Raw genomic sequence first — 12,647 nt, 5'->3', positions numbered from 1 at the left:
TTACCCGTTTTATGAAATTAGATGCAAGTACTATCGATCGATTTTATGATAAAGTGTATGATTGGTTAATATTAAAAGGACCGTCGGTTATATTAGGTATTGTTCTGCTTTTTATTGGGCTGTGGCTAATAAAGTTATTAGGGAAATGGCTTGCAAACGGGATGCACCGGAAAGAGGTAAATCCCTCGCTCAGGCCGTTCTTAGCCAGCCTTACTGTAATCACGCTTAGAATATTGCTGGTTCTAACGGTAATGCAAATTATCGGCATAGAGCTTACATTTCTCACCGTATTAATTGGGGGAATTGGAGTAGCCGCCGGACTCGCCTTATCTGGTACACTTCAAAACTTCGCCAGCGGCGTGCTTATTTTATTGTTAAAGCCATTTGTAGTCGGCGATAATGTTGTTGCACAAGGGCAGGAAGGCATTGTTACCTCAATTGAAATATTTTATACCATCATTACAACTTTCGATAACAGGACGGTGGTGATTCCGAATTCGAAGCTATCTAATGAGGTTATTCTCAACATTAGTAAAAAGGGTAGCCGCAGGTTGGATATCGAAATTAAGTTTAGTTACGGCATAGATTACGACAAGGTCGAAGCAATTTTTAACAAAACGGTCGAAGAATTTAAAAACTGTTTAAAAACACCTGAGCGTAGAATAGGTGTCTCTGTGTTAGACGATAGCGGCTTCAAAGTGAGCCTGAACGTTTGGGTAAAGGCGCATGGCTTTATGGACACCAAGCTAGTTTTCCAAAAGGAATTAATGCAAAACTTAAAGAATGGTGGTATCAAACTTCCGGGTATGCCCGATTAAATTGCAGATTGCTTTAACAGCGAATAAATTTTATCCATCAACTCATCTATATTGAAAGGTTTTGCCATAAAGTCATCTGCAGGAACGTCATCCAGTATATAATTTGTAGAATTATACCTGGCCGATATCATTAACACTGGAATGTGGTTTGTTGTGGCATCATTCTTCAACTCCTTCAATAAAACGCGTCCATCTATATCAGGAAGCATAATATCCATTATAATAACATGGGGCTTAAAATCCTGAACATGACTTATAAAATCAGCACCTTTATTTAAACCAGTAACATTAAAAGCTTCACTTTCCAGAATAAGTGTAATAACATCTAAAATTGCATGGTTATCTTCAACAACCAAAATATTTTTTTTCGCCAACGGGATAACATTAAAATTTTAACAAATATATAATAAAAAGTAAACAGCAAAACCGAAATTACTAAAATAGAATTTTTCTTAAATGAATTACGTATTTGATAATTGGAAATTTCTAATATTTTTGTAGCAACAATTATTTATGAATAAATTCTCTGTAGATCTAACGAATTGTGATAAAGAACCTATCCACATTCCCGGAAAAGTACAATCTCATGGTTTTTTAATTGCTGTCGATAAATCAACAGGCAAAATTTCTTACATCAGCGAGAATGCGCAGGCCTTTCTCAATTGCCCGCCAAAGGATTTGTTGGAGATGCCATTAAACATCATCGATAAATTTATTAAACAACAAGACCCACATTTTAGTGTAGAGGATTTGTTAAAACTTGGCATCATAAGAAAAAGCTTCGATGCAATTGCCCCTCATCCCCTGGAAATTAACGATCGTCCGTTCTATTTAGTAATAACATCTTCTTCGCATGACTGGCTCTTGGAGTTCGAGCCAGTAACCTTACAATACGATTTACAAAGTTCAATCGGGCGTTCGGCTTCTGCTATGTTGCAGGGAAAAAGCGTTTCTGCATTGCTAAAGCGTGCAGCTACCGAGGTAAAACAACTAATCGGTTACGACCGCGTAATGATCTACAAGTTCCTCGATGATGGCCATGGTGAAGTTGTCGCGGAAGAAAAAGAAGAAAAGCTGGAGCCATTTTTTGGATTGCACTATCCGGCTTCTGATATTCCAAAACAAGCCAGAGAACTTTATAAACTCAATTTGACCAGGCTAATTGCAAACGTTAACACACTGGATGCCGAAATTATAACCTTTAGGGATGAGCATCCACTGGATTTAACAAACAGCAGTTTGCGAGCCGTTTCGCCGATACATATTCAATACCTGAAAAATATGGGCGTACAATCCAGCTTTAGTATTTCGCTGATTTCGCATGGCGAATTGTGGGGGCTGATTGCCTGCCACAACTACAGTCCGAAATTTATAGATTACAAGGCCCGCGAAGGTTCTAAATTAATCGGGCAAATTCTTTCTTCAGCACTTGAATATCGACAGGGTGAGGAAGATTCTGAAATTGTGCAACAATTTAAAGAGACCGCAAATATACTTTCAGACCAGTTAAACCGCGACAAGTATTTAACGGATGCGTTAACCTGCCATAAGCGAACAATATTAAATGTTACAAAAGCAACCGGTGTTGCGCTCGTTTTTGAGAACGAATTAAAAACAATTGGCGAAGTACCCGACAGCGCAGATATTTTGGAGTTGGCCGAATGGTTGAAATCCAGTACTGATGAGTCCGTTTATTATACACACAGGTTATCCGAAATATTTCATCCGGCGAAAAACTATAAGAATGTTGCTTCAGGGATTTTATCCTGTTCATTAAGTAAAGAACTTAATGAAATGATTATCTGGTTTAAACCTGAGCAAATAGAAACTGTTAACTGGGCTGGGAATCCTGAAAAACCAGTAACACCCTCAGAAAACGGATTGCTGAGTCTGTCGCCCAGAAAATCTTTCGAAACCTGGGCTCAGGTCGTAAATAATACATCTGAAAAGTGGCTTCAGGAGGAGATTTCATCCGTGTTGCGTATCCGGGAGATAATTATTACAGATTTGAACAAAAAGGCCAATGAGATAAGGTTGTTAAATGAAAAGCTTCAATCTGCTTACGAGGAGCTTGATACCTTTAGTTACACCATATCTCATGATTTACGAACGCCTTTAACCTCAATAAAAACGTATGCCGAGTTGATGCTCAAGAATAAAAGCATCGACGAAAACGGAAGAAAAATGTTAGGTAGGATTTTAGCAGGCGCAGATAAGATGAATTTTTTGATAAAAGAAATTCTCAACCTCGCCCGGGTTGGCCGCTCTGAAATCAATTTTGAAACCGTCGAAATGCAAGCCCTCGTTCAGGAGGTGAGCGTTGAGGTATGGTCGGCTTTTAAAGCAGACAAAGCCGAACTTATTTTAGGGCAATTGCCAGATATAAAAGGAGATAAAACAATGATTGCCCAGGTATTTACAAATTTACTTGGCAATGCCGTAAAATATTCGCTGATGGTTGATAAACCCAAGATTGAGGTTTCTGCGTATATAGATGGTAATGAAACGATTTACGCTGTTAAAGATAATGGTATAGGAATTGATAACCGTTATTACGACAGAGTTTTTGAGCTTTTTAAGCGGATGGATAATGTTAAAGACATTGAGGGAACAGGGGTAGGGCTTGCTATTGTAAAACGGGTAGTTGAAAAGCATAATGGAAGAGTTTGGTTTGAAAGCAAACTTAATGTTGGTTCTACTTTTTATGTAGCTTTTAAGAATAATTAAAATGAAAACGCCGGATATATTTTATGTAGAGGATGATGTGGACTATGCATTTTTTATGCAAAGTGCCATTCAGGAAGTTAAGGAAACTTTAAATTTAACCATTGTTGAAGATGGGGTGGAAGCGCTTGCAAGACTGCAAAACTTTGCCGACAGCAAAACAAAACCAAAGTTAATTTTGCTTGATTTAAACTTGCCAGGTTTATCAGGCTTAGACCTTTTAAAGTTTATTAAAGATATTCCCTATCTTAAATCCATCCCGGTTATTCTTTTTTCAACCTCAGATAATCCTGATGACGTAAAAGCTTCAATTGAGTTCGGTGCAAATGCCTATTTAACAAAACCCGATGGTTACGACAAGCTTGTAAAGTGTGTACACTCCGTACACGATTTTTGGTTTAACCAGCACCTAAGGTTAAATTAATCCTGCATCTTTGCAAAGATTCGGGTGCTGATTCGGATCTTTTGTTTTTTAAAAATTATCTCCTGTATGATTTCCAATTTATTAAGAAGCGAAACTGCTGATAGGCATAAGGCGCTTGAAGCAATGATGTTCGTAAACGAAATTATGAACCGTTCGCTCAGCGTTGAAGAATATAAAACACTGCTCATCGTTAACTACATTGTTCATCAAAAATTAGAAAATACGCTCGCGAATAGCTTAGATGCAAACATTGCCAATAAGATGGAAATGAACTCGAGGCTTAAACTCACTTCACTGGAACGCGACCTGACCTATTGGAACATCGACCCGCTCACCTTGCCGGCTTTAGATTTCGAGCTTTTTATTCCTGAGAAAAACAATGCAGCAGTATTAGGTGCATTTTACGTACTCGAGGGCGCTACACTTGGCGGTAACGTTATAAAGAAACACTTGCTTTCTAACCGGAATTTTGAGGGTCATGAAGCCGGATTGAACTATTACGGCGTTTATGGTGAGCAATTGGGCGCAAAATGGAAAACATTTCTCAATGTATTGAATGAAACGGTTAAAGAGGAGGATTATGCGCTCTGCGTAACCAGTGCAAATCGAACCTTCGATAATCTAATTCGCCTGGCAGAACAGCTTCAATAATTAGAGGATCTGTTAGCAAGGAAACTAAAAAATAGTTTTAAATAGTTCTAAGGGCATGTTAGCACTTTATAAATGTGCAAAACTTCTTTCAAATTAAAATTTGCTTTCTCTTGTTAATTCAAGGTAAATATGTATTATTGAAAAAATAAATTTTTTAAACCTTAAAAACATCAATTAGCGATGGAAAAATTCTCAAAAGTTAAAGCTGCTGTTGCTGCTATTGAAGCAGATGTAGAAAAATTTTATAACGCTGGCAATGCAGCTGCTGGTACTCGTGTGCGTAAAGCAATGCAAGATCTTAAAGTTTTAGCACAAGAAATCCGTGCAGAAGTAACTGACAAGAAAAACTCTGGAAAATAATATTTCGCGAGTATGAACGAAAAGGTCTTGATTAACGTCAAGACCTTTTTGCGTTTGAACTTATGCCAATTGGCTGTAATTCGCTTTAAAAAACACGACTCACGAAGGTTCGATTTAAAGCCCTTAACGGTTTGACTATATTAGCTCTGAATAAAATAAGGATGGAAAAGGCTTTTCATCATGTAGCTGTTGAGAAACAAGCGAAAGGCGAAGTTGTATTTCTGGTTGGTGGTAAAACGCACAGCATTTTACAGGTGATTTTAAAAAAAAAAAGTACAAGCTTTAACCTGAAAGCCTAAAAAAACCAAGTTTCTCCACGCAAACGTTTGATTGTGCCGCAGTTACTTATTGTTAATCACCAAATCGGACTCTACAATTGTGTTATAATAAGCTTGCGTTTCGGTTGTAGGGCTGTTAATTAAATCCAGCAAAATATTAGCGGCTTTCTGCCCTTGCAGATAAGGATTTTGCTCAACTGATGCAATTGGTGAATAATCCAGGTAAGCCATGATGGGCAAATTTGCATAACTAACGATATCTATCGTTTCAGAAAGGCCGAGTTTTTTAAGGTATCTGATTAAGAAAAGGGCGATATAATCATTAAAAGCAACAATTGCAGTGGGCTTTCTTTTGTGATTAATTAACTGATTAGCAGCATCTATGGTACCTTCTTCAGTTAAGTCGCAGTTTATTACCAGCGATGGATCGAACTTTAACCGGTTGAAGTTAATGGCATGCATATAACCATCTTTTCGTTCACCACTCGCAAAAAGCGTAGTTGGGCCGTTTATCAATCCAATACTTCTGTGACCTTTCTTTAACAGGAAATTAACCGCTTTAATGGTAGCGCTTTCAAGCGAACACGCCACTGAATGCACATTCTTTGAGGGTGGAATTCTATCAAAAAAAACGACCGGTATATTCAGGGCTTTCAATTTTTCGAAATGGTCGAAGTTAGACGTATCTTTAGTTATAGAAACCAAAAGGCCATCTACCCGCTGGTATTTCATTTTATCAACCAAGCGAACTTCTTTCGCAAAATCATCATGAGACTGGGCAAAGATTACCGTGTAATTTTTCTTTAAAGCTTCATCTTCAATAGCGGAGATTGCAACGGAAAAGAAGTGCTCAGATAATTCGGGTAAAATTACGCCTATAGTATATGTTTTCCCCTTCTGAAAAAGAATTGCAGCATTATTAGGCTCGTAATTTAATGATTTAGCGAGCTCTTTTATACGTTCACGGGTAACAACACCTATGCTCGGATGGTCGTGTAAACCTCTGGATACGCTGGACGGCGAAAGGTTTAAAAGTTTGGCTATCTCCTTTATGGTTGTTGGTTTCGATTGCATTTAAGTTGCTAAACTATATAAAATTTGTTAGTGATGTAATAATACAAAATTAATCAAACGTTTGCGTTGTTTTTTTTGCCTCATTTTTTTCAATTGAAGCTTTAATATCTATACTTTCGGCAAGATAAGACCACTTTATTAAATCAATTTTCTAAAACTATTTATGAACAGAAGAGACTTTTTAAGAGATGCCGGATTAACAACAGCTGCTTTTGCGGTTGTACCGGATAAAGCGTTATTCGCTTCAGAATCTAACGAAAAAATTAATGTTGTAATGATTGGTGTTGGCCTGCGTGGTCAGAATCATCTTGATTTGCTCTTAAAAAGAAAGGATGTAAATTTAGTTGCCATCTGTGATGTGGATAGCCGAATGCTCGAAATGAGTAAAGCCATTATCGCCAAAAGCGGAAAGCCAATGCCAAAAATTTTTACCGGCAGCAATGATGCATGGAAAAAAATGCTCGAACTGAAGGGAATCAAAGCTGTTGTAATCGCTACACCCTGGGAGCTGCATAAGCCAATGATATTAGGTGCAATAAATGCAGGCATCAAATACGTCGGCACCGAAGTAATTTTAGGCATAAACTTACAGGATCATTGGGATATTGTACATGCCGCAGAGCAACATAATGCCCACGTAATGATGCTCGAAAACGTTTGCTATCGCAGAGATGTTATGGCGGCGCTAAATATGGTTCGTCAGGGTGTTTTCGGAGAAATGCTGCATTTTCAAGGTGGTTACCAACACGATTTACGGGAGGTAAAGTTTAACGATGGCGTTAATCCTTATGGGCATGGTGTAGAGTTTGGCGAAAAAGGTTTTTCGGAAGCGAAGTGGAGAACGAATCATTCCGTTTATCGCAATGGAGATTTGTATCCAACCCATGGCATCGGGCCCGTGGCGCAATGCATTAACATAAATCGTGGTAATCGCTTTGTTAAGCTGAATTCTTTCTCTACCAAAGCCCTTGGTTTACACAAATACATTGTAGAAAAAGGTGGTGCGGCACATGCCAATGCTAAAGTTAATTTTAAGCTCGGTGATATCGTAACCACAACCATCGGCTGCGCTAACGGCGAAACAATTATTTTACAACACGATACCAATTCGCCGAGGCCGTACTCTTTGGGCTTTAGATTTCAAGGAACTAAAGGCTTATGGATGGATGTAAATAAAGGCATTTATGTTGAAGGCGTGAGCAAACCGCATACCTGGGATGACGCGAAGCAATGGCTCGACAAATATGATCATCCACTTTGGAAAAAATTTGGTGATGATGCGCAGGGTGCCGGACATGGCGGTATGGATTTTTTCGTAATCCATGCATTCATTGAGGCCGCAAAGCGTGATGAACCTACACCATTGGATGTTTACGACGCGGCGGCTTGGAGTGCAATCACGCCGCTGAGCGAGCAATCCATTGAAATGGGCAATGAAACCGTCGACTTCCCTGATTTTACCGGTGGTCAGTGGATGAACAGGAAACCAATATTTGCGTTATCAGACGAATATTAAATCAATTGCCATTAAAATACCATATTTTTCTCAACAAAGCATTCAAACGCTCCTTTTTTCAGGAGCGTTTTTTTTAAGCTGAAATTCGGCTTACATTACACCAAAAAAATAAATGATCGTTGTCTGTATTCTAGCCTTTATTATTCTAAGCATTGTTATCATTGTTAATTTGCCTGTTTTCGGCCGTTTGCCTCAAGGCTCGCGACTCAAAATAATTCATCAGTTACCAAATTACAGGGCGGGCGCTATTCAAAATCTATCTTACACGCCGATGCAGCCAGAAGGCGTTAGTTTTTTTACCTTGTTAACAAAATTCATATTTAATAAGGAACCTGAAAAAGTACCAAACAAAGCGCTCCCCTTTGTAATGCCGGATTTAGATGCGGAAGCCAAAAGTAATAAGCCGGAAATAATCTGGTTTGGCCATTCCTCATATCTTATAAAAATTAATGGTAAGCGTATACTGGTCGACCCGGTTTTCAGCAAAACAGCGTCTCCATTCTCATTCATCGGTAGCAAAGCTTTCCCCGGCACTGAGTTTGTTCAGGCTGCTGATTTTAAAGATATTGATGTTTTAGTGATTACCCATGACCATTATGACCACCTCGATTATAAAAGCATCCTCGAAATTGCACCGAGGGTTAAAAACATTTTAACCTCGATTGGAGTGGGGTCGCACCTCGAAAAATGGGGTATCGAAACCAACAGGATTACTGAGCTTTCCTGGTATCAGGAAATAAACCTATCAAACTCGATAAAACTTACCGCTGTGCCTGCACGCCATTTTACGGGAAGAAAATTTAAGCGTAATCAAACACTTTGGTCGGCTTTTGTATTGGAAGTTGCCGGGTACAGATTATTTTTAGGAGGAGATTCAGGTTACGATACTCATTTTCAAAAAATTGGAAATGAATATGGGCCCTTCGATCTCGCACTGCTCGAATGTGGGCAATACAACGAGTTATGGCCATATATTCACATGTTTCCTGAACAGGCAGTGCAGGCTGCTATCGATTTAAAATCTAAGGCTTTAATGCCTGTACACTGGGCAAAATTTAGTTTGGCAATGCATAAATGGAATGAGCCCATTCAACGCCTCACACTCGAGGCTGAAAAAAGGAATCTACCACTAATTACCCCAAAACTTGGTGAAACGGTAGTTTTAGGCGAAAGTTTTTCTCAAAAAAAATGGTGGATAAATCATATTGATTAAACAATTACATTGTGCACGTGTTTAGTAGCTATAATTAAGCTTATGAAAACCGATTTAGTAGAAATTTTCCAAACCATCAGAGCAAGTTTACAGCCCTACGCAACGCGTGGCTATACCGTACACGAAAATTCGGAGACTGGTTACGATTTGTACAGTGAAAAGAATGTAGAGATAGATGGAGAGAAAGTAACTGAAAGATTTTTTGCCGGAATTTACATTAGTGGTAACGCCGTCGAAGTAAAGTTGAATACAACTGAATTCGAATCGTCTAAACAAAACCTCACCGAATTTGGAGATAATAAGGCCGGTTTATCAATTGCTGAGTTAACTGACGACAGACTTAAAGAGGTGGAAACACTTATAGAAATTATTCACACAAACTTTAAAGAAAAGGAGTGGATTTAAATCCATTGTCGGTTTGAAATTCTAAATTTGTGGTTCAATATCTTTAATTAATCTTATTGACCACTGCGCAATCGAACCGGCAAATATTTCCTGATACCTGGAAAAATAATTTTTTGGCTGCACTTCCAGAACAGAACATTGTTTTTGATTGTAGCTATGATTATTTTACTATTGTATCGTTCCCAGCACACAATCTTTCCATTAACCTCATTAATATTGAAAACCGCTTTTTGCCGGCAGAACTCATAGCCCTTCAAAATTTTGAGCTACATAAAGGTGTTAAGCTTATCAATTTATGGGAAGACGTGTGGCTAAGCAAAACAAAACAAGTCATTTTTAGGATTAAATCTCTTCTCGGTTTAAACAAAACCATTCACGGTAGAAAGACAAACTGTTTAAGACTCGATAAAGCCATCGCTGATAAGTTTTTAAATGAAAACCATTTGCAGGGAGCTGTAAGTAGCCGATATAAATATGGTTTATATTATTTAGATGAGCTGGTTGCCGTCGCTACTTTTTCTGCACTTCGGCGAATGAACCATTCGGATAATTACAAATCAATAGAGTTGATAAGATTTGCGGTTTCTGGTGGCTTTTCGATAACCGGAGGACTGAGCAAACTAATTAAACATGCAGAAAACGTGCATAACCCTGCAGATATAATGACCTATGCAGATTGCGACTGGTCTTCCGGCGACGCTTATTTAAAACTGGGCTTTCAAAAAGTTGCGGTTTTAGAACCACAGCATTTTGTTTTAGACGATAAATTGAATCGAATTTTGATTAAAGAAGGTTCTGAAATCAATGGACTGCAAGTTTTCAACACTGGCAGCTTAAAATTTATTTTAAAATTTTGAAGACACCCGAAAACCCTTTACTTATACTTTTAGGTGCAACTGCATCTGGTAAAACCAAACTGGCGGTACAAATTGCGGATGAGCTAAATGGAGAAATTATCAGTGCCGACAGTCGACAGGTTTTTAAGAGGATGGATATTGGTACGGGTAAAGATTTGGAGGAGTATCAGATTGGAGAAAAATCGATACCGTTTCATTTAATCAATATTCTGGAACCTGGCGAGCGATACAATGTTGATGCTTTTAAAAACGATTTTTATGCTTCCTTTCAGGAGATATTAAATCGTGATCATTTACCAATTCTCTGTGGTGGCACCGGAATGTATATTCACAGCATTTTGCAAAACCAACCTTTTACAGCCGTTCCCGTTAATAATGAATTGAGATTGCAACTGGAAAGTCTGCCTCGTGAAGCTTTGATGAATGAGTTGAAGAAACATCCGAAGGAATTTACCAGAAATGTTGATCTTTCTTCAAAGAAAAGGTTAATAAGGGCTATTGAGATTGTTGAATACCTTCGTGAACATACCATTCCGGAAATTTCGAGGCCAAAGATTACCCCTGTTGTTTTTGGTTTGAAAAACGCAGTCGAACAAACACGAGCAAATATCTTGGCAAGGCTGGAATTCAGGCTAAGCAATGGCATGATAGAAGAGGTGGAAACTTTGCTCAACAATGGAGTAAGTAAGGAAATGCTGATTTTTTACGGGTTGGAGTATAAATTCATCGTTTCATATCTATCAGGAGAACTTAGCTTTGATGACCTGAAGCTCAGACTTGGCACTGCAATTTGCCAGTTTGCTAAAAGACAGAACACTTTTTTTAGGAAGATGGAAAAAGACGGTGTTAAGATAAACTGGTTAGATGCCGCTCAATCAAACAACCTTTTGAAACAACAAATTGTTGAAAAGGTTTTAAAGTGGTGATTTTTCTGTTTTGTGTGCTAAATATGACCTAATTGTAAACTTAAGCTACCAATTCTTTGTCGTTTGGCACAGGGTTTGTGTTTGCTGAGGCATATTCGTTTAACTCAAAAAAAAATATCAAAATGAAAACAATTACTAAAATTATGGCAACTTCAGTAGCTGCAGTAGCTTTATTTTTCTCTACCAACGTTAATGCTCAATCAAGAAACTTAGGTATTGGTTTAAATGTTGGCGCAGGAACTACTACAGGTTACGGACTGGTTATCGGTGGCGATATCAGATATCAATTTAATGTAGATAAGCAATTATCAATCCCTGTTACTGCAGGTTATAATAATTTCTCTATTAAAGATTCTTTTGGCGGTGGTAGTTTTGGTATCATCCCTGTAAAAGTTGGTGCAAAATATTTCTTTAATGATTCTGGGGCAGGTGCATATGGCTTGGCTGAATTAGGTGCTGGTTTCGGAACTAACAAAGGGTCTGGTACTGCATTCGTTTATTCTCCTGCAATTGGTTACGCCTGGAGTAACGGACTTGATTTAGCCGCTAAATATGAAGGTTATTCAAATAATGGAAGTATCGGCTTTGCTGGTATCCGCTTAGCTTACGGTTTTTCATTGTAAGTTTTAAACTTATCTTAAAGCCTCCGAATACTCGGGGGCTTTTTTTATTTTCAGTATTTTCAAAAAAAATAATTTTTACAAAATCTGTTTTCATTTTATCTACGTAAGTATGATTAAACCCTTAATTAATAACTTAAATACATCCAAAATGAGAACAATTACTAAATTTTTAGCAGCCGCTTCCGTCTTTGCGGTTTTTGCAACAACAAACTTAAAAGCGCAAACAATGACTACCACTTCGATGCCGGCAAATAGTGGCATGGCATTTAAAGTGGGCGTAGGCGTACAGGGCGGTCTTTTTCCTGATAAATCTGAAATGGATTACGGATATGGAGCAGATGTTAGACTGCAATACGATTTAAGCCCTTCGGTGGCAATTACAGCTTCTGGCGGTTATACAAAATTGAAATGGAAAAGCAGTCCGCTAAATTTTGAATTTATTCCTTTAATGGGCGGTGTTAAAGCATTCGTTGTAGACAGAATGTTTTTAACTGGTGGCGCAGGTACTGGCTTAGCTTTAAAAGACGGCGCTAATATGAACTTTATTTATACTGGTGGTTTGGGTTACGAGTGGACCAACGGCCTTGAAGTAGGTGTGAAGTATGAAGGTTACGTTAACAATAGTTCTTCTGACTTGTACTTTATGAAAACTGGTCAGTACGCATTAAGACTTGGATATAATTTCAAATTATAATCGAAACATCATTTAATAGAAGCCTCCGAATTTTTCGGGGGCTTTTTTTATTTATTTAACTTTAAAATTGCTATTTTGAGGCCA

15 protein-coding genes are annotated in these 12,647 nt (G+C 38.1%); 13 read left to right on the top strand and 2 right to left on the bottom strand.

Annotated features, from left to right (window positions below):
* Window positions 1-11 precede the first annotated feature (11 nt).
* Window positions 12-818, top strand: coding sequence for a mechanosensitive ion channel family protein (locus ASG14_RS17265; protein WP_056872329.1), 807 nt, complete (start codon window positions 12-14; stop codon window positions 816-818).
* Here the strand turns inward: ASG14_RS17265 and ASG14_RS17260 are convergent.
* On the bottom strand, window positions 815-1,192 hold the full coding sequence (locus ASG14_RS17260) for a response regulator transcription factor (RefSeq protein WP_056872328.1): 378 nt from the start codon (window positions 1,190-1,192) through the stop codon (window positions 815-817). The genes ASG14_RS17265 and ASG14_RS17260 overlap by 4 nt on opposite strands.
* Before the next feature lie 139 nt (window positions 1,193-1,331).
* On the opposite strand from ASG14_RS17260, the gene ASG14_RS17255 reads away from it, so the two are divergent.
* The 5 genes from ASG14_RS17255 (at window position 1,332) to ASG14_RS20320 (ending at window position 5,276) form a co-directional block, all read left to right on the top strand.
* Window positions 1,332-3,545: an ATP-binding protein gene (locus tag ASG14_RS17255; protein ID WP_056872327.1), complete on the top strand. Its 2,214-nt coding sequence runs from the start codon at window positions 1,332-1,334 to the stop codon at window positions 3,543-3,545.
* Window position 3,546: 1 nt separating this feature from the next.
* The gene (locus ASG14_RS17250; protein WP_056872326.1) at window positions 3,547-3,966 is read left to right on the top strand and encodes a response regulator; all 420 of its coding nucleotides are present in this window, start codon (window positions 3,547-3,549) and stop codon (window positions 3,964-3,966) included.
* Between the two features lie 66 nt (window positions 3,967-4,032).
* Window positions 4,033-4,617 (top strand): biliverdin-producing heme oxygenase, encoded by a 585-nt coding sequence (locus tag ASG14_RS17245; protein ID WP_056872325.1) that lies wholly within the window; start codon window positions 4,033-4,035, stop codon window positions 4,615-4,617.
* A gap of 180 nt (window positions 4,618-4,797) precedes the next feature.
* Window positions 4,798-4,977 (top strand): hypothetical protein, encoded by a 180-nt coding sequence (locus ASG14_RS17240; protein ID WP_010602585.1) that lies wholly within the window; start codon window positions 4,798-4,800, stop codon window positions 4,975-4,977.
* Window positions 4,978-5,138: 161 nt separating this feature from the next.
* A complete protein-coding gene (locus tag ASG14_RS20320) occupies window positions 5,139-5,276 on the top strand; it encodes a hypothetical protein (RefSeq protein ID WP_157274978.1) in 138 nt (45 codons plus the stop codon).
* Window positions 5,277-5,318: 42 nt separating this feature from the next.
* Here the strand turns inward: ASG14_RS20320 and ASG14_RS17235 are convergent, their stop codons facing one another.
* A complete protein-coding gene (locus tag ASG14_RS17235; RefSeq protein ID WP_056872324.1) occupies window positions 5,319-6,329 on the bottom strand; it encodes a LacI family DNA-binding transcriptional regulator in 1,011 nt (336 codons plus the stop codon).
* A gap of 163 nt (window positions 6,330-6,492) precedes the next feature.
* Here ASG14_RS17235 and ASG14_RS17230 point away from each other — a divergent pair, with 163 nt between their 5' ends.
* From ASG14_RS17230 to ASG14_RS17200, 7 genes are all read left to right on the top strand, one after another.
* Window positions 6,493-7,845 carry a Gfo/Idh/MocA family protein gene (locus ASG14_RS17230; protein ID WP_056872323.1) on the top strand — a complete coding sequence of 451 codons (1,353 nt, stop codon included), beginning with the start codon at window positions 6,493-6,495 and terminating at the stop codon, window positions 7,843-7,845.
* Window positions 7,846-7,957: 112 nt separating this feature from the next.
* Window positions 7,958-9,058 carry an MBL fold metallo-hydrolase gene (locus ASG14_RS17225; RefSeq protein ID WP_056872322.1) on the top strand — a complete coding sequence of 367 codons (1,101 nt, stop codon included), beginning with the start codon at window positions 7,958-7,960 and terminating at the stop codon, window positions 9,056-9,058.
* A 42-nt stretch (window positions 9,059-9,100) separates the two neighbouring features.
* Window positions 9,101-9,463, top strand: coding sequence for a hypothetical protein (locus tag ASG14_RS17220; RefSeq protein ID WP_056872321.1), 363 nt, complete (start codon window positions 9,101-9,103; stop codon window positions 9,461-9,463).
* 56 nt (window positions 9,464-9,519) lie between these two features.
* Entirely contained in the window at window positions 9,520-10,320 is an 801-nt protein-coding gene (locus ASG14_RS17215; RefSeq protein ID WP_056872320.1) for a hypothetical protein, read from the top strand.
* The gene (gene miaA / locus ASG14_RS17210; protein WP_056872319.1) at window positions 10,317-11,246 is read left to right on the top strand and encodes a tRNA (adenosine(37)-N6)-dimethylallyltransferase MiaA; all 930 of its coding nucleotides are present in this window, start codon (window positions 10,317-10,319) and stop codon (window positions 11,244-11,246) included. Before ASG14_RS17215 ends, miaA begins: the two co-directional genes overlap by 4 nt.
* 122 nt (window positions 11,247-11,368) lie before the next feature.
* Window positions 11,369-11,869 (top strand): hypothetical protein, encoded by a 501-nt coding sequence (locus tag ASG14_RS17205; protein ID WP_056872449.1) that lies wholly within the window; start codon window positions 11,369-11,371, stop codon window positions 11,867-11,869.
* 148 nt (window positions 11,870-12,017) lie between these two features.
* Complete coding sequence (locus ASG14_RS17200; RefSeq protein ID WP_157274976.1) at window positions 12,018-12,563, top strand: hypothetical protein; 546 nt, start codon at window positions 12,018-12,020, stop codon at window positions 12,561-12,563.
* Window positions 12,564-12,647: the final 84 nt, after the last annotated feature.

Origin of the sequence: Pedobacter sp. Leaf194, from assembly GCF_001423945.1 — a bacterium.
GTDB lineage: Bacteria > Bacteroidota > Bacteroidia > Sphingobacteriales > Sphingobacteriaceae > Pedobacter.
Note: the sequence above shows the minus strand (reverse complement) of the source record. Positions and strands in the feature narration are given on the sequence as shown.

Excerpts from the sequence above, each read along its gene's own strand:
- ASG14_RS17230 (WP_056872323.1), top strand. The coding sequence starts at position 6,493 with ATGAACAGAAGAGACTTTTTAAGAGATGCCGGATTAACAACAGCTGCT.
- ASG14_RS20320 (WP_157274978.1), top strand. The coding sequence starts at position 5,139 with ATGGAAAAGGCTTTTCATCATGTAGCTGTTGAGAAACAAGCGAAAGGC.
- ASG14_RS17200 (WP_157274976.1), top strand. The coding sequence starts at position 12,018 with ATGAGAACAATTACTAAATTTTTAGCAGCCGCTTCCGTCTTTGCGGTT.
- ASG14_RS17240 (WP_010602585.1), top strand. The coding sequence starts at position 4,798 with ATGGAAAAATTCTCAAAAGTTAAAGCTGCTGTTGCTGCTATTGAAGCA.
- ASG14_RS17255 (WP_056872327.1), top strand. The coding sequence starts at position 1,332 with ATGAATAAATTCTCTGTAGATCTAACGAATTGTGATAAAGAACCTATC.
- ASG14_RS17235 (WP_056872324.1), bottom strand. The coding sequence starts at position 6,329 with ATGCAATCGAAACCAACAACCATAAAGGAGATAGCCAAACTTTTAAAC.
- ASG14_RS17205 (WP_056872449.1), top strand. The coding sequence starts at position 11,369 with ATGAAAACAATTACTAAAATTATGGCAACTTCAGTAGCTGCAGTAGCT.
- ASG14_RS17245 (WP_056872325.1), top strand. The coding sequence starts at position 4,033 with ATGATTTCCAATTTATTAAGAAGCGAAACTGCTGATAGGCATAAGGCG.
- ASG14_RS17265 (WP_056872329.1), top strand. The coding sequence starts at position 12 with ATGAAATTAGATGCAAGTACTATCGATCGATTTTATGATAAAGTGTAT.
- ASG14_RS17250 (WP_056872326.1), top strand. The coding sequence starts at position 3,547 with ATGAAAACGCCGGATATATTTTATGTAGAGGATGATGTGGACTATGCA.
- ASG14_RS17225 (WP_056872322.1), top strand. The coding sequence starts at position 7,958 with ATGATCGTTGTCTGTATTCTAGCCTTTATTATTCTAAGCATTGTTATC.
- ASG14_RS17220 (WP_056872321.1), top strand. The coding sequence starts at position 9,101 with ATGAAAACCGATTTAGTAGAAATTTTCCAAACCATCAGAGCAAGTTTA.